This is a genomic window from Dactylosporangium sp. CS-047395, assembly GCF_050942185.1.
Lineage (GTDB): Bacteria > Actinomycetota > Actinomycetes > Mycobacteriales > Micromonosporaceae > Dactylosporangium.
The window spans coordinates 8,022,197-8,037,970 of the sequence record NZ_CP192015.1 but is presented as its reverse complement, the minus strand read 5'-3'; the positions used below and the strand labels follow the sequence as shown (position 1 = coordinate 8,037,970).

Annotated in this window: 12 protein-coding genes; 5 read left to right on the top strand and 7 right to left on the bottom strand. The window is 71.4% G+C overall.

From position 1 onward, the window contains the following. Positions 1-8 precede the first annotated feature (8 nt). A complete protein-coding gene (locus ACQP00_RS37825; protein WP_433205448.1) occupies positions 9-6,404 on the top strand; it encodes an RHS repeat-associated core domain-containing protein in 6,396 nt (2,131 codons plus the stop codon). Positions 6,405-6,468: 64 nt separating this feature from the next. Further along, positions 6,469-7,176: a hypothetical protein gene (locus ACQP00_RS37820; protein WP_433205445.1), complete on the top strand. Its 708-nt coding sequence runs from the start codon at positions 6,469-6,471 to the stop codon at positions 7,174-7,176. Here the strand turns inward: ACQP00_RS37820 and ACQP00_RS37815 are convergent. Further along, positions 7,167-8,339 (bottom strand): NAD(P)/FAD-dependent oxidoreductase, encoded by a 1,173-nt coding sequence (locus ACQP00_RS37815; RefSeq protein WP_433205442.1) that lies wholly within the window; start codon positions 8,337-8,339, stop codon positions 7,167-7,169. The two genes, ACQP00_RS37820 and ACQP00_RS37815, sit on opposite strands and share 10 nt — an antisense overlap. Then, positions 8,336-9,004 carry an HAD family hydrolase gene (locus ACQP00_RS37810; RefSeq protein ID WP_433205439.1) on the bottom strand — a complete coding sequence of 223 codons (669 nt, stop codon included), beginning with the start codon at positions 9,002-9,004 and terminating at the stop codon, positions 8,336-8,338. Before ACQP00_RS37810 ends, ACQP00_RS37815 begins: the two co-directional genes overlap by 4 nt. 56 nt (positions 9,005-9,060) lie before the next feature. On the opposite strand from ACQP00_RS37810, the gene ACQP00_RS37805 reads away from it, so the two are divergent. Genes ACQP00_RS37805 through ACQP00_RS37795 form a run of 3 tightly spaced genes read left to right on the top strand, consistent with a single transcriptional unit; the run spans position 9,061 to position 11,253 of the window. Next, complete coding sequence (locus ACQP00_RS37805) at positions 9,061-9,807, top strand: hypothetical protein (RefSeq protein ID WP_433205436.1); 747 nt, start codon at positions 9,061-9,063, stop codon at positions 9,805-9,807. Further along, positions 9,789-10,229, top strand: a complete 441-nt coding sequence (locus ACQP00_RS37800; protein ID WP_433205433.1) for a glycosyltransferase — start codon at positions 9,789-9,791, stop codon at positions 10,227-10,229. Before ACQP00_RS37805 ends, ACQP00_RS37800 begins: the two co-directional genes overlap by 19 nt. 25 nt (positions 10,230-10,254) lie before the next feature. Further along, a complete protein-coding gene (locus tag ACQP00_RS37795) occupies positions 10,255-11,253 on the top strand; it encodes a hypothetical protein (RefSeq protein WP_433205430.1) in 999 nt (332 codons plus the stop codon). Positions 11,254-11,300: 47 nt separating this feature from the next. Here the strand turns inward: ACQP00_RS37795 and ACQP00_RS37790 are convergent, their stop codons facing one another. The 5 genes from ACQP00_RS37790 to ACQP00_RS37770 form a co-directional block, all read right to left on the bottom strand. Continuing rightward, entirely contained in the window at positions 11,301-12,296 is a 996-nt protein-coding gene (locus tag ACQP00_RS37790) for a glycoside hydrolase family 11 protein (protein WP_433205427.1), read from the bottom strand. A 241-nt stretch (positions 12,297-12,537) separates the two neighbouring features. Then, on the bottom strand, positions 12,538-13,464 hold the full coding sequence (locus ACQP00_RS37785) for a L,D-transpeptidase (RefSeq protein WP_433205424.1): 927 nt from the start codon (positions 13,462-13,464) through the stop codon (positions 12,538-12,540). Positions 13,465-13,602: 138 nt separating this feature from the next. After that, complete coding sequence (locus ACQP00_RS37780; RefSeq protein ID WP_433205421.1) at positions 13,603-14,466, bottom strand: hypothetical protein; 864 nt, start codon at positions 14,464-14,466, stop codon at positions 13,603-13,605. A gap of 135 nt (positions 14,467-14,601) precedes the next feature. After that, on the bottom strand, positions 14,602-15,435 hold the full coding sequence (locus ACQP00_RS37775; protein ID WP_433205418.1) for a hypothetical protein: 834 nt from the start codon (positions 15,433-15,435) through the stop codon (positions 14,602-14,604). Further along, the gene (locus ACQP00_RS37770) at positions 15,423-15,758 is read right to left on the bottom strand and encodes a PadR family transcriptional regulator (RefSeq protein ID WP_433205415.1); all 336 of its coding nucleotides are present in this window, start codon (positions 15,756-15,758) and stop codon (positions 15,423-15,425) included. The genes ACQP00_RS37775 and ACQP00_RS37770 overlap by 13 nt, the downstream gene beginning before the upstream one ends. Between the last annotated feature and the right edge of the window lie 16 nt (positions 15,759-15,774).

Below are 15,774 nucleotides of genomic sequence, written 5' to 3'. Positions count from 1 at the left end.
TCTTGCTCGTGCCGATCCTCGTGGCCTCGGGGGTGTCGCCCGCGGCCAACGCGGCCCCGCCGAAGCGGTACAACCCGCCGAAGCCGCAGTCGGTGCCGTCCGTGGCGACCAAGGACGTGCCGCCGCTCGGCACGACCGGTGTCGCCCGGACACTGACCCGGTCGGCCCCGGTGACCTGGCCGGCCGCCGGGTCGGCCACCGTGTCGCTGCCCCAGGTCCGCTCGGCCGACCGCGGCGCCGCGCCGGCCGCGGTGGCCGTGCCGGGTCAGCCGCTGTCCATCGAGAGCCGGCCGGGCGCCCCGGCGTCGGTCAAAGTCACGGTGCTCGACCACGACCGCACTCGCGCGGCGGGCGTCACCGGACTGCTGGCTCGCGTCGAGGCGCCCGCCGGGGGGACTTCCGCGACCGTCGGGCTGAAGGTGCAATACGGCGGATTCGCGTCGGCCTACGGCGGCGACTGGGCGAGCCGGGTACGTCTCGCGGCGCTGCCGGAGTGCGCCCTGAGTACCCCGCAGGTCGCGACCTGCGCGCCGCAGCCGCTCGCCACGACCAACGACATCGAGGCGCGCACCCTGTCGGCGACGGTGCCGCTCGGCACGCTGGTGGCCACGGCCGCGGCGCCGTCCGGCGGCTCGGGTGACTTCTCCGCCACGAAACTGGCGTCGTCGGCGAGCTGGACCTCCGGGACCAACACCGGTGATTTCACCTGGGCGTACGGCATGGGAGCGCCGCCGGCCGCAGGCGGACCGGAACCCACGCTGAGCCTGAGCTACTCGTCCCAGGCGGTCGACGGCATGATGGCGGCGAACAACAACCAGCCCGGCTGGGTCGGGGCCGGTTTCGACTTTTCGCCGGGCGGCTTCATCGAGCGCCGGTACAAGCCGTGCGCCGACGACATGACCGGCGGCAACAACACCGTCAAGACCGGCGACCTGTGCTGGGCGACCGACAACGCCGTGCTCGGGTTGGCCGGCCACTCCGGTGAACTGCTCTACAACGCCGCCGAGGGCCGGTGGCACCTGCGCAAGGACGACGGCACCCGGATCGAGCGGCGCACCGGCGCGCCGAACGGCGACGACGACGGCGAGTGGTGGGTCGTCACGACCTCCGACGGCCGGCAGTTCTGGTTCGGGCGCAACCGGCTGCCCGGGTGGTCGTCGGGCAAGCCGGAGACGCAGTCCACCTGGACCGTGCCGGTGTACGGCAACCAGTCCGGGGAGCCGTGCCACCAGTCCACCTTCGCGGCGTCGAGCTGCGCCCAGGCCTGGCGGTGGAACCTCGACTACGTCATCGACCCGCACGGCAACTCGATGTCGATGTGGTACGCCACCGACGGGAGCCGCTACGCGGGGAACAACAACACCACGTCGCTGGCCTCGTACACCCGCGACGGCTGGCTGACGAAGATCGACTACGGCACCCGCTCGAACAAGGATCTCGTGCAGGACCAGGGGCAGACCACGTCATCCGACTCGGTGTTCACCGCCACGGCGCCGATGGAGGTGGCGTTCACCGTCGACGACCGATGCGTGGCAAGCTGCGGCACGCACGATGCTGCGCACTGGCCCGACACCCCGTGGGACCAGGAGTGCCCGGCCACGCCGTGTTACAACGCCACGCCGACCTTCTGGTCGACGAAGCGGCTCAAGCAGATCGACACCAAGGTCGTGGACGGCGGCTCGTACCGCACGGTGCGGACCTGGAGCCTCACGCAGAGCTTCCCCGATCCCGGTGACGGGACCAGTCCGCCGCTGCGGCTCGACGCGCTGTCGCAGGCCGGCGGCCCGACCACCGTCCCGGACGTCACGTTCGACTACGTGCAGAAGAACAACCGGGTCGACCCGTCGGCGCCGGACGGCCTGCCGCGCATGAACTGGTTCCGGATCAGCAAGGTCACGACGGAGACCGGCGGCACGGTGTCCGTGACGTACAGCGCGCCGGACTGCGTGGCCGGGTCGAAGATGCCGGACCCGAACGCCCTGCAGAACAACACCTACCGCTGCTACCCGGTGCGCTGGACGCCGCCCGGTGCGAGCTCGGCGAAGCTGGAGTTCTTCCACAAGTACGTCGTCACCGCGGTCGCCGAGGCCGACAACACCGGCGGTCCGCTGCCGTTCGGCAGTCCCGAACTCGTCAAGGCCTACACCTACCCCACCGACGCCGCGGCATGGCACTACACCGACGACGACGGGATCATCAAGGACGAGAACAAGACCTGGTCGGTGTGGCGCGGCTACGCCACGGTGGGCGTCACCAGCGGCGCGAGCAATGACGTCCAGACGTACTCGCTGAGCACCTTCTATCGCGGCATGCACGGCGACCACCTGCCATCCGGCACCCGCTCGGTCCAGTTGCCGGCCGTCGACATGAACGGCGACGGCGACACCACCGACGCCGGCATCGACGCCCCGGCCGTCAACGACGACGACGCGCTGAGCGGGCAGGTCCGCAGCAAGGTCGCGTACAACGGGCCGACCGGCGCCGTGGTCACCCGCGACGTCGGCGACTTCTGGCAGTCCGCCGCGACCGCCACCCGCACCATCAACGGCACCACCGTCACCGCGACGCACGTCGGGCCCGCCGCGACCCACTCGGCGGTTGCCTTGGACCATGCGCCGTGGTGGCGCACCACCGCCAAGACGACCCAGTACGACGCCGACGGCCGGTTGGCGAAGATCGACGACGCCGGCGACAACGCGCTCGCCGGCGACGAGCAGTGCAGCACCACCAGCTACCTGCAGAACACCACGACCTGGGTGACGGTCGTCAAGGAGACCCTCTCCTTCGCGCTGACCTGCGCGGCGGCGGCCAACCCGGCGTCGCTCACCGAGGCCGACCTGATCGCCAACACCCGCAACTCGTACGACGGGCTGGCCTACGGCGCCACGCCGACCAAGGGCATGCGCACCAAGGTCGCGAACGCGACGGCATGGAACGCCGGCAGTCCCACCGCCCAGGCGGTCCAGACCACGGTCTACGACCCGCAGGGGCGCGCGATCGAGAACTACGATGCGCTCAACCGGAAGACCACGACGGCCTACACGCCGGCGGCCGGCGGCCCGCTGACCAGGACCGTGACCACGTCGCCGACGCCGTTGCTCTACACCACGACGGTCGACTTCGACCCGGGTATGGGCCTGCCGCTCACCACCACGGACATGAACGGCATCCGGACCGACCGCCAGTACGACGGGCTGGGCCGGCTCACCGCCGTCTGGAAGCCGGGCCGTGACAAGGCGACCCAGACCGCGAGCATCACCTACGGCTACCAGGTGAACAAGACGGCGCCGTCGGTCGTCACCACCAACACGCTCGGTCCGAACGGAACCTACGTACCGTCCTGGACGCTGCTGGACGGCCTGCTGCGGCAGCGGCAGACGCAGACCCCGTCGCCGTCGGGCGGCCGCATCCTGACCGACGTCTTCTACGACTCCGCCGGCCGGGGGTTGCGCACCTACGGCGCCTATTACGACAACCGCGGCGCCGCGGGGCCCCAACTGGTGATCCCGCTGGACCGGCACTCGGTGGCCGACCAGACCTACAACGTGTACGACGGGGCGGGGCGCGTCACCGACGTCGTCTTCGACCCGTACAACAACGGCGAACGCTGGCGCACGCACACCGCCTACGGCGGCGACCACGCGGACGTCACCCCGCCGGCCGGCGGTACCAAGACTTCGACCTGGGTCAACGCGCAGGGCGAGACGACGCAGCTGTGGCAGTACGGCTACCCGACCGCCGCCGACCACGTCACGTCGACCTACACCTACAACCGCCGGGGCCAGCCCGACCGGGTCACCGACGCGGCCGGCAACTACTGGGAGTACCGCTACAACCTGCAGGGCCACAAGGTCAGCACCCGCGATCCGGACGTCGGTACGACCTATACCAGCTACGACACCGTCGGCCGGCTGACCTCGACCACCGACTCCCGCAACGTGACCCTGGTCTACGACTACGACAGCCAGGACCGCAAGGTCGGCCTGTACGCGGGCAGCGTCGCCACGGCCAACAAGCTGGCCACCTGGACCTATGACGCCGCGTACTTCGACGGGACGGCCACGGTCGTCAAGGGGCAGTTGGCCTCCTCCACCCGCTGGACGCAGAACGGCACCGTCCCATACACGAACACGGTCACCGGGTACACAGCGGCGTACCAGCCGACCGGTACGACGTACTCCATTCCGCCCAGCGAGACCGGGCTGGCCGGGGAGTACACCTTCCGCAGCACCTATCGCGAGAACGGCAGCCTCGAGAGCATGCAGTACCCGGGCGCCGGCGACCTCGGCGACGAGGCGGTCACCACCGTCTACGAACCGACGCTGGGCCTGCCGAATCAGCTGCTCGGCTTGGACGAGAACGCCGAGTACAGCTACGTGTCGGCGACCGCGTACGACGAACTGGCCCGGATCAGCCAGTACACCTACTACACCGGCCTGTATTCCGGCACCGGCGTCAAGGCCTGGCTGTCCTACCAGCGCGACCTGACCACCGGCCGGCTCTCCAGCATGCAGACCAGCCGGGAGGCGGTCAGCCCGAACGTCGTGTCGAATCTGCAGTTCAGCTACGACAACGCCGGTGGCGTCACGATGCTGTCGGACACCGCCGCCGGCGACAATCAGTGCTTCACCCACGACGGGCTGGGACGCCTCGTCGAGGCCTGGACGCCCGCGACGGCGACCTGCACCACGCCGAGCACGGCCGGGCTGGGTGGCCCGGCGCCGTACTGGCTCACCTGGACCGTCGACGCGCTCGGCGACCGCACCAGGACGGTGCAGCACCCCACGGTGGCCGGCGGTGCGACGCTGACGACCGACTTCGGCTACCCGGCGGCCGGCGCGGCGCACCCGCATGCCGTGCAGACGGCCAGCGGGGCCAGCGCGGGCACCTACAAGTACGACGCCATGGGCAACACGACGTGCCGGCGGTACACCAACGCCAACACGTGCCCGGCGACCCCCGGTACCGCGGATCAGACCCTTACCTGGGACGCCGAGGGACACCTGTCGAGCTCGAAGGACGGCGGCGGACAGACGCGATACGTCTACGACGCCGACGGTTCGCGCCTCATCCGGGCCGATCCGGCCGGCAAGACGCTCTACCTGCCGGGCCAGGACGTCCGGTACACGACGGCAAGCGGCCTGGTGACCTGCACCCGCTTCTACTCCTTCACCAACGTCGCGGTCGCCTCCCGCTCGGCCGCCGGGCTCGTCTGGCTCTCCGGCGACCACCAGGGAACCGGGCTGACCGCGGTCAACGCGGCGACCCAGGCCCTCACCTCCCGGCGCCAGGTGCCGTTCGGTGGCCCCCGTGGCGCGTCGGTCAGCTGGCCGAACACCCGCGGCTTCGTCAACGGCGTCAACGACAACAGCGGCCTGACCCACCTCGGCGCGCGCGAGTACGACCCGCTGCTCGGCGACTTCGTCAGCGTCGACCCGCACTTCACGTCGGACGACCCGCAGAGCTGGACCGGCTACGGCTACGGCGACCACGATCCGATCACGAAGTCGGATCCCAGCGGCCTGATGCTTCCCGGCGGCGACGGCAAGGCCGTGACGCCCACGACCCCGCTCGTACCGCTGACGATCACCGGGGAGAACAGCGAGGTCGTCGTCGACCAGAACGGCATTCCACACGTCACAGGGAATCCGCAGGCCAAGCCCTACGAGCTCGAGACGCTGAAGTTCATGAACGACAAGCTGGTCGCGAACGGGGAGTTCTTCGATCCGCAGACCGGCACCGGATCGGTGTACCTGTTGCAGAACGACGACGCCACCATGAAGCTGGCCGGCCGGGGCTGGGTGCAGACACCCGAGGGTGGGGAACCCATGGGCACCACCGCCGACTTCATCAAGGTCACCTTCATCAACGGCAAGCCGGTCAGCGCGGACACCTTCGAGGCGACCGAGTCCAACGCCAAGCAGCTCGACTTCGACCAGATCTCGAAGACCATCGAGAACAAGATGAAGCCGGAGAACCTCGGCGGCAAGTCGCAGACGAAGTACGTCGTCTACTACGCAAAGTCCGACGCCGAGGCGCAGGAGATCGCGAATCGTTTCCGGGGCGACGATCGGGTTCGGGTGATCAACACGCAGACCGGGTTCGACACCGGCGAGATCCGCAGTCCTACGCAGATGAAGGCCGAGGCGGCCTACCGGGCGAGCGGCGGTGGCGCGGAGAAGCCGCCGGCCCGCCCGGGCGGCGGCGGCGAGGTGGAGGGCGGCGGCAGTGGCCGGCTCGCCGGCGGGCTCGGCGCGCTGAGCGTCGTGGGCGACATCTACCTGGCCTACAAGTTCGGGCAGGCGTTCGCTTCCGACGATCCGAACCGGTTCCACAACTTCAACTGCGAGGTCATCGGCTGGGACGTCGTGCCGTGCAACATCGACCTGCACCCGCAGGCATAGTCTGTGCGGTCTGGGGCGCCGTCCGCGGCGCCCCGGACCCGCGGCCGACGCAAGGAGAGTCTCCATGGCGGGAACGAGCGTGACGGTGTGCGTCCGGGTGGCCGACGGGCAGCCGGTGGCCGACGCCGTCGCCGCGGCCCTGGTTCCGTTCGACATGGCGGACGACCCGGAGGGCCGCTGGGAAAGCTGGCGGATCGGCACGACCGGCTTCTTCGGGCCGCTGCCCGTGCGCACGGGCAGCGAGCACGATCCGCGGCTCCTGCGCGTGTCGCAGCCCCCGGAGTCCTGGTCATCCGGCCGCTGCGACGGTGCGCCACGTGGCCTGCTCGACTTCACCCGCGACCGGGCCGCGGCGCGGTACTGGGCCGAGGCCGAGTGGGACGAATGGTACGAGGTCGCGCGCCACCACCCGATCGGACGGCCGGTGGGCGAGTTCGAGTTCGCGGAGCGGGCGACGTTCGCCGCCCAGCCGGTGATGCAGGCCTACATGCAGCGGCACGGCCTGGACCCGCAGCGGATGGTCTGGCAGCACCTCAGCGACCCGATCACCAGGTACGGCTACGACCGCGACGACTACGTGCGCCGGCAGGTCGCGCGGGCGGCGCCGCTGTTCGATCTGCTGCGGCTCGACGGGGTCTGGCTCGACTACGCCGACTTCAGCACCGGCACGTTCGACGCGGCGGCCCAGGACCGGTACTACCTCGCCGCCGACGCCTACCTCGACGAGCTGCCCGCCGACGTGTACCTCGTCGGCGTTCGCATTCACAGCTGAAGCCCGCCGGCGGTCGCGGCGGCTCGGCAGCGGTCGCAGTCCGGGGCGTCCTCGCCCGCCTCGACCCAGCGTTCGCCGGCCTTCGGCCACGACTCGACGTCGCGGAACGTGAGGCGGTCGGCGAGCCAGCGCAGCGCGGCGCCCGGGCGGCCGCTGATGGTCAGGCGGCCCCACTGCACCGCGACCCAGCCCGGCCCGATCGGGATCAGCGTGGTGGGCAGGCGGGGGCGCAGCGGGCGGTACGGCACGCGCGCCCGGCCCGCCGCCCGCCGGCGCAGGTCGGCCGCGACGTAGGCGCCGTGGTGCAGGGCGGTCTGGGCCAGGCCGGACAGGTGCGTGTCGGCGTTGTCGCCGATGACGTACACGCCCGGCTCCGCCTCCAGGTGCTCGTCGACGGCGGTCTTGCCGCGGGCGGTCAGCGCGAAGCCGTTGTCCGCGAAGAACGGCGGGTTGACCACGGCCGCCGCCCACACCACGGTGGGCCCGTCGACGCGCTCGAGCGGCTCGCCCACGCGCAGGGTGACGCCCAGGGCGCGCAGCCGGCGGGTGACCGCGCGGGACAGGCCGGGCGGGCGCGAGCGCATCAGGCGCGGGCCCGGCTCCACGATGGTGATGGGCGCGGCCGGCGCGGCCAGGCCGTGGTTGGCGGCGATGCGGCGCAGGTACGCGGGCAGCGCGCCGGCCATCTCGACGCCGATCGAGCCGCCGCCGACGATGGTGATGCGCAGCCGGGCCGGGTCGGTGACGATGTGGTCGTGCAGGTGGCGCTTGAAGTCGGCGATCTCGTCGTTCGTCTTCACAGGAAAGCTCCGGTCGCGCCAGTGCGGGGCCGCCGCGTAGTCGAGCACCGAGCCCAGCGCCAGGACCAGGTGGTCGTAGCCGAGGCGGTGGCCGGTGGACGTCTCCAGGAACCGTCCGGCGCGGTCGAGGCCGGTCGCCGTCGCCTGCACCAGGTGCACGCCGGTGCCGGCGAAGATGTCCGTCAGGCGCAGGCTCGCACCGGTGCGCCGGCCGCCCTTGGCCGTCTTGTACAGCGCCGGGAGGTACCGGAAATGGCTGTGCCGCGAGACGAGCGTGACCGCGAACCGGTCGTCGGCGGCGAGGTCCACGGCCGCCCGGACGCCGGCGAAACCGCCACCGGCGATGACGACCCGGCGCCTCACCGGGGCCGCTCGCCCGGCAGGACGGCCCGCAGCGCGGCGGTCAGATCGGGCACGCAGCGGTCCGCGCCCGCGTTTCGAAAGGCGACGGCATCGACGGTACCGGATGTGACGCCGAGAAAGTCGATGCCTGCCCCGCGGGCGGCGCGCAGGTCCACCAGCGCGTCGCCGACGTAGACGATCGTGGGCTCGCGGGGCGCGTGCCGGGCCCGCAGCGTCGCGCACGCCTCGGCGAACACGGCCGGGTCGGGCTTGCGCAGGTGGGCGGAGTTGTAGCAGTACACGCCGAGCATGCGCGCGACGGGAAAGCCGAGCGCGGCCAGCACGGGCCGCGCGACCGACTCGGGGCTGCCGGTGACGACGCCGACGTCCAGCCCGGCCGCGAGCAGCGCGCCGACGACGGTGAGCGCGTCCGGCTGGGCGCGGTGCGGGAAGCGCGGCTGGTACCGGTCGAGCAGGGCGAACAGGTCGGCGGCCGGCGTTTCCGGGGTGCCGTGCAGGGCGCGCAGGGACTGCTCGAGCGGAAGGTCGTAGTGCGCGGCGATGTCGGCGTCGGTCAATGTGCGGCCGTGCCGCTCGCGTGCGATCGCCTTGTGCATCGCGAACTTCACGACACGCGTCACGGTGAGCGTGTCGTCGAGGTCGAACAGCACCGCGTCGTAGCGCATGGTCGCTAGTATGACGTGAACTTCGTCGATGCCAAGCGGGCGACCGGGGGAGCTGCATGGGCGAGTACGACGTGGCCATTCTGTGCGCCGAGCACTTTCAGGTCGGGTTGTTCCAGAACGGCGCCGGATATCGGTACCTCGAACTGGCGCTGACATTGCGCGAGTTCGGCGTACGAGCGGCGGTGGTGTGTCCCGGCCCGACCGACTTCACCGACTGCCCGGTGCCGGTGCTCGACCAGAGCACCATGTCGCCCGAGGACATCGAGCAGTGCGCGAACGTGTTCGTGTTCTGCCTGCTCGAGGACGAGAAGCTGGTGACCCGGCTCAAGATGGGCGGCAAGGCGCTCATCTACGACTCGTTCCTCACCCCGGTCGAGCAACTGACGTTCCCGCGGGTGCAGGCCATGGGCGACCGGTCGCGCATCGACGCGCATTTCCACGACGTCGTCGGCAAACACAACCGGTTCAACGCGCTCGCCGACGACTTCATCATCGGCGAACCGGAGGAGGCGCTGCTCAAACTGGGCGAGCTGATCAGCACGTTCCAGGTGGGCTGGGCCGACTACGGCACGTTGTCCGGGCGCCTTTTTCCACTCCCGGTCATCTCGTACAGCATGCGGCACCGGCCATCCACCGAAGCGCCACCGGCCACGGGCGCGACATTTCTGTGGAACGGCGGGCTGTGGAACCACTACGGCGGCGTGGACCTGATTCTCGACGCCGTCGCCGACATGCGCACCGACGGCCGGGACGTCGAATGTCATTTCTGTATCCAGACGAGCGAATGGCCGCGCACCGGCTGATCGCCGAGCGGATCGCGCAGGGCAACGCGCACGGGGTGCGGCTCGGCGTGGCCGGCGCCGCCCCCGACTTCTACGCCAAACAGCCGATCCTCGCCGCCTGCCGCGCGCTCATCCTGCTGTTCGAACCGGTCCTGCAGCTGAACCTCTTCATGAGCATGCGGCTGCGCGAGGCGCTGCTGTTCGGCAAGCCGCTGATCGTCTCCGACTTCGGGGTGGTGGCGGCGTTCGTGCGGCGGCACGGCATCGGCCTGGCGGTGCCGAACACGGTCGACGGCGTCCGCGCGGCGATGCACCGGCTGAGCACCGACGACGACCTGTACGCGACGCTCGTCGCGAACATCCGCGCCATGCGCGACCGGTACGACATGGCCGCGTTCGTACCGGCGATCGCGGCGCGGATCAGACGGTACAACGGCGAATGAACGCACACACGGGTGAGGATGCGGGATGGATGGCTGGGTCGTGCACATGGAGGTCCACGATCGGCGCGGCCTGCGCGGCGCGCTGCGGGCCCGGGCCGGCGAACTGGCGCAGCGGCTGCACTTCCGGGTGACCGACGAGCCGCCCGCTCCGGACGGCGGGACGGACCGGCGGCTGCTGTTCGTGGTCTGGGACGACGTGCTCGACCCGGCCGTGCTGCGCCGCGTGGCCGACGGGATCGGCGTCGCCTACGACCGCGCGACCATCGCCTTCGCGTACCCCACCCCGGAGGCCTCGGCCGCCGCCGTCCCGCACATCGACGAGGCCAAGACGGCCACCCGCGACCGGCTCAACATCATCCGCCCTGACCGCGACACCGCCGGCGCCACCCACGTGTCCGACTTCAAGCTGCTGGAGACGATGGTCGCCGACTCGGTGCGGGTGAAGTACCGGCCGCACCGTGTCGAGTCCCGGGTCCCCGACGCCGTGCGCCGCGACGTGCTGCCGTTCTTCAAGGCGGCCGCGGCCCGCTTCACGAAGAACCGCATGTGGCACCGCGGCCCGTACGACGGCTGCCTGGCCCTGCGCCACGCCGACGGCATCGTGGTGACCGCGACCCGCACCCGCAAGGCCCCGCTGGAGGACGAGCGGATCCTGCTCGTGCACTCGTACGACGAGGCGACCAACACGCTGCGCTTCAGCGGCCCGGCCCTGCCCTCGGCCGACTCGGTCGAGCTGATGGTGCTCCGGCAACACCTGCCGGACATGCGCGCGTTCATGCACACCCACGCCCGCGAACTGATCACCGACAACCCGCGGCTGCCGACGGGCGTGCGGTTGAGCGCCCGCCCGTACGGCGAACCCTCGGTCGGCCACGAGTTCGCGGACCTGATGCGCGACCGCGACCACCAGCTCGTGGTCATCGAGGGCCACGGCGAGTTCTTCGCGGCCAGCTTCGACGGCGAACGGTACTTCCACTGGATCGACGACGTCGTGGACCGGGCCCGCCGCTCGCTGGTGGCCTGACGACACGAGGGTGCGGCGGCCGTCGACGGCCGCCGCACCACTCGTTTCTAGCTGGTACTGCAGGAGACGGATGGCCAGTTCCAGTTGCCGTTGGCCATGATGGTGACGCCGAAGGTGTTGCCGCTGCCGTTGGGTTTGCCGACCATGACGTACTGGCTCGGCCAGGTCGCGTTGACGTTCCAGGTGGAGCTGACCGTCGACGGGGACGCCATGTTCAGGGTGACGGTCCAGTTGGAGGAGCCGGAGACCGCGACGTTGAGGTTGTAGCGGTCGCCCCACTTCTGGCCCGCGGACAGCGTGGCCGTGCAACCGCCACCGCCACCGCCACCGCCGCCACCGCCGCCACCGCCGCCGCCACCGCCGGAGCCTTCGCTGACGGTGATGTTGGAGCTGACGTTGCTCTGGTAGCCCTCGGTGGCCAGGATCTGGTAGTCGTGCGAGCCGAGGTTGAGGCCGAGGTTGCGCCAGGCGTTGAAGTGGTTGGCGGTGGTGATGGTGCCGCCGACGCGCTTGTTCTGCCGGACGCTCCAGTACTGGTAGAACGTCGCCGTGCCGATGATGGACGGCTGGTTGACCCGCTGGGTGCGGTAGATGTCGTAGGTGGAGCCGTCGGTGGTGACCGAGCCGAGGCGCTGGGTGCCGTTGCTCGGGTTGTAGTTGCCGTACGTCTCGACGATGTAGTACTCGACGAGCGGGTTGGTGGTCCAGCCGTACAGCGCGAGGTAGCAGTTGCCACCGCAGTTGAACGAGCCGGAGTAGTTCACCGTGTGGCTCGAGCCCGGCTTCCAGCCCTTGCCGACGACGGAGTTGTTGATGCCGTTCATGGAGACGCTGTAGCTGCCACCGGAACCGAGGTTCATGGTGACGTTGCCGCTGTCCTTCCAGTACGAGAAGAAGTAGCCGTTGTGGGTGCCGGTCGTGTTTCCGGTGACGGTCCGGTCGGCCTCGGCATGGGCGGTGCCGGCCACGACCACCGAGGCGGTCACCAGTGCGGCGGCACTGGCCAGGCTGACGAGCAGCCGTAGAGCGGTTGTTCTGCGCACGCATTCCTCCTCGAGCGGGGGGCGAGGGTCGGTCGCTCGACGGATCGACACAGGTCAACGCCGAGTGAGCGAATTATGCGCACGCCGCGGCTCGCCTGACAAGAATTTCCGGAAAACTTCCGGATGGTACCGGCGGCGTTGAAGCACTTCGAGGCGAGGAAAGTCCAGCTCAACAGCGAACGACGCCGCGAAGCATCCGGTGGCTTCGCGGCGTCGAGCGGTGGAATTATCGAAAGTTTCGTCAGTTCGCGGAGACCGCGCCGCCGCCCTGCCAGGTGGTCCAGGCCACGTTCCAGTCGCCGTAGCCGTCCCAGGTCGGCATCGTCGGGCCGCCGGTGTCCGTGTACGTGATCGGGTCGCCGACCTGCGCGAAGTCGAAGTACGACTTGGCGTTGGCCTCGGTCAGGTTGGTGCAGCCGTGCGAGGTGCTGCGCTGCCCGATGTTGCCGCCGTTCCAGCTGGCCGAGTGCACGTACTCGCCGGAGTTGGTGACCCGCACCGACCACGGCACCTGCTCGTCGTAGCCGTCGCCGACCATGTGCTCGACGGCCTTCTTCTCCATGACGACCTTGGTCCCGTTGAACGTCGGGGTGCTCGCCTTGCCCAGCGACACCGGGAAGTCGAAGACCTGCTTGCCGTCGGAGGTCACGACCATGTGCAGCGACTTGCCGTCGACCTTGCCGATGTTCGCGGCCCCGGTCTTCATGTCGAGGGTCAGGCTGTTGTCGTACACCAGCCCGGTGCCGCCCGACCTGCCCTTGGTGTCGAGGTTCATCGCGATCGAGGCGTGCGCCGGCCAGAACTCGCTGGGGCGGTAGTGCGCCTCGATCGGGTAGCCGGCGTAGATCGTGGATTTCTGGAAGTACCAGGCCCCGTCGACCGGCTCGCCGTTGACGGTGACCTGCGTCGCCGCGTTGAAGTCCTTGGCGCTGGTGATGGAGGCTGACAGGTACGCGATGATCGGCATGCCGACGCCGTACGTCGCGCCGTCCTTCTCGTACAACCGGACGTGCACCGGCTTCCCGGTGGGCGCCGGCGACACGGACGGCGACGCGCCCGCACCTCCCGGCTGCGCCGACGCGGGCGCCCCGGACCAGGAGGCCTCCGGCTTGGAGTTGCCGCCACAGGCCGCCAGCCCGACACCGAGCGTGACCAGCAGTGCCGCCACCCGCCAACGGTGAGAAGATCTCATAGCCACGACGATGCCCCCTCCGCCCGCCGACCGCCACCTCTGCCGGCCTCGTCCACATCACATTCGGCCGGCCGGGACGTCCGATTCGTTCCTACCAGCCCCGGCGGCGCCCGGCTATTCGACCTTGCGGCCGAGCGGGACCAGCAGCCGGCCCAGGACGAGCCCGGCCACCATGGCCGGCATCGTGAGGCTGTAGTCGTCGAACGCGTCGGGCCTCGTCGTCCGGCCGGCCAGCGCGGTGAACACCGGGCCGATCTCGAGGAACCTGACGGCGATCATGGCGGGCAGCCCGGCCAGCGGCAGCACCAGCAGGGCGGCGGCGGCCGCGGCCGGGTACCGCAGCCAGTGCCGCAGCCGCCGCGGGCGCGGGCCGGCCAGGATCATGGCGCAGACCGTCAGCAGCGCGGTGAGGCCCAGCACGTGCGGCAGGTGCCCCTCGCGCAGCAGCCAGGGTGTCATGACGGCCGCCACACTGCTCACGCCCCAGGCCGCGAACCGGAACCGGGAGACCCGGGACACGGCGCCGACCGCCGCCCCGGCCGCGACGAGCCCGAGCGCGCCGCTGACCACCGCGCTGCCCACCTGGAACGTGGCCTCCGACGACGGCTCGGCCAGCAGGTTCACGCCGGCCAGCACGGCGGCGACGCCGGCCGCGACGAGGAGCGTGGCGCGGTGCGGCGCGCCCCGGCGGGCGATGCCGCGGTAGCAGCCGAGCACGGCCACGGACGCCGCCACGACCGCGAGCGGGGCGCTGGCGTGCGACAGCTCGGCCCGGTCGAGGGCGATGTCGGCGGCCAGCCAGGCCAGCCCGCCGAGGAGCGCCTCCGCCGTGACCCGCCGCTGGCCGCGGGCGCAGGCGACCACCGCGAGCACCAGCGCGACGATCGCGTCCCAGCGCAGGTCCCGCGCCCAGTTGGCATTGCTGCTGCCCGTCCACAGGTTGGTCGCCCAGAGCCCGGCGACGCTCGCGGCCGCCACGGCCAGGACCACCTGCGCGGCGGCCGGCCGCCGGTGCCGGAGCGCGCCGACCGGCTCCGGCGGCGCGGCGATGGCGGTGGCGGTCGCGAGAGCGTCGTCCGGGACGGGTCCGGCCGGTCGCAGCCGGGCCGCGCCTTATCCGAACGCCACCGCGCACACGGCCGACGGCAGCAACTGGCAGGCCAGCACCGCCAGCTCCCAGCGGGCCGCGGCGCTGCCGCCGAGGGTCGTGCGCGGCATCGCGGCCGCCACCGGCAGGACGGCCGCGAGCAGTACCCCGGCCACGCCCGCGGCCCAGCCGAGGCCGACCTGCCCGGCGGCGACGCGGCCGGGCGCGACGACGGCCGCCGCGAAGGTGACCAGCACCCAGACGGCGACCATGGTCGGGACGTGCCGCGTGCCGTTGCCGGTGAACCCGCCCGCCAGGCCGGGTGTCCAGGCGAGGAAGACCGCGCCGAGCGCGACGGATGCGAGACCGGCCCGCGCCCACCGGCCCGCGTCCCGGCCGCCGGTGGCGCCGCCGCCGAGCCACCGGCCGATCGCCGCGGCGTAGGCCGACGTGAGCGCGGCGGCCAGGGCGGCGACGACGAAGCCGCGCCGCACGAACCAGGCGTCGTCGTGGCCGGCCGCGGAATCCATCAGCACGAAGCCCAGCAGCATGTTCAGCGCGGCCCAGAGCCCGAGGCCGAACCCGCCCGCGAGCAGCAACCAGGCCGACGCGCGCAGGAGCCGGCCGGGGACCCGGCGGCCTTCCCGGCGGCTGCTCGGCAGGCCGTGCTCGTCGTACGAGACCGGGTTGGTGGCCAGGCTCACCGCGAACCGCAACCGCTGCCAGCCGCTGTGCGGCTCCGCTTCGAGGGCCGCGAGCTCGGCGCGCCACTCCTGGGTCAGCTGGTCGCGCAGCTCGGCCGGCCAGCGCCGGCCGCCCGCCCGCAGGCAGGCGTGAATGATGCGGCTCAGGAGTCCCATGTCAGCCCCGGCCGCACCGTGCCGCGCCGCGGGGCGTGCCGCTGCCGGTACGCGGCGAGCTCCGCGCGGGCGCCCTGGACGCCGTCCGGGGTGAGCCGGTACCAGCGCCGGGCCGGCCGCCCCGCCCGCACCGGGTCGATGTCCTCCCAGCGCGCCTCCAGCCAGCCGAGGCCCTGCAGGCGGACGAGGATGGGGTACATCGTGCCGCTCGGCAGGCCGGTGACGCGCATGACGTCCAGCCCGTAGCGCTCGGCGGCGGGGTCCTCCAGGAACACCTCGAGCACCTGCACGAGGGTGGTCGTGATCCGCAACGGCGGGCTCATGGCGGCTTATCCTACA

Coding starts and splice junctions, on each gene's coding strand:
- ACQP00_RS37805 (WP_433205436.1), top strand. CDS start 9,061: ATGGGCGAGTACGACGTGGCCATTCTGTGCGCCGAGCACTTTCAGGTC.
- ACQP00_RS37770 (WP_433205415.1), bottom strand. CDS start 15,758: ATGAGCCCGCCGTTGCGGATCACGACCACCCTCGTGCAGGTGCTCGAG.
- ACQP00_RS37800 (WP_433205433.1), top strand. CDS start 9,789: ATGGCCGCGCACCGGCTGATCGCCGAGCGGATCGCGCAGGGCAACGCG.
- ACQP00_RS37820 (WP_433205445.1), top strand. CDS start 6,469: ATGGCGGGAACGAGCGTGACGGTGTGCGTCCGGGTGGCCGACGGGCAG.
- ACQP00_RS37795 (WP_433205430.1), top strand. CDS start 10,255: ATGGATGGCTGGGTCGTGCACATGGAGGTCCACGATCGGCGCGGCCTG.
- ACQP00_RS37775 (WP_433205418.1), bottom strand. CDS start 15,435: ATGGGACTCCTGAGCCGCATCATTCACGCCTGCCTGCGGGCGGGCGGC.
- ACQP00_RS37810 (WP_433205439.1), bottom strand. CDS start 9,004: ATGCGCTACGACGCGGTGCTGTTCGACCTCGACGACACGCTCACCGTG.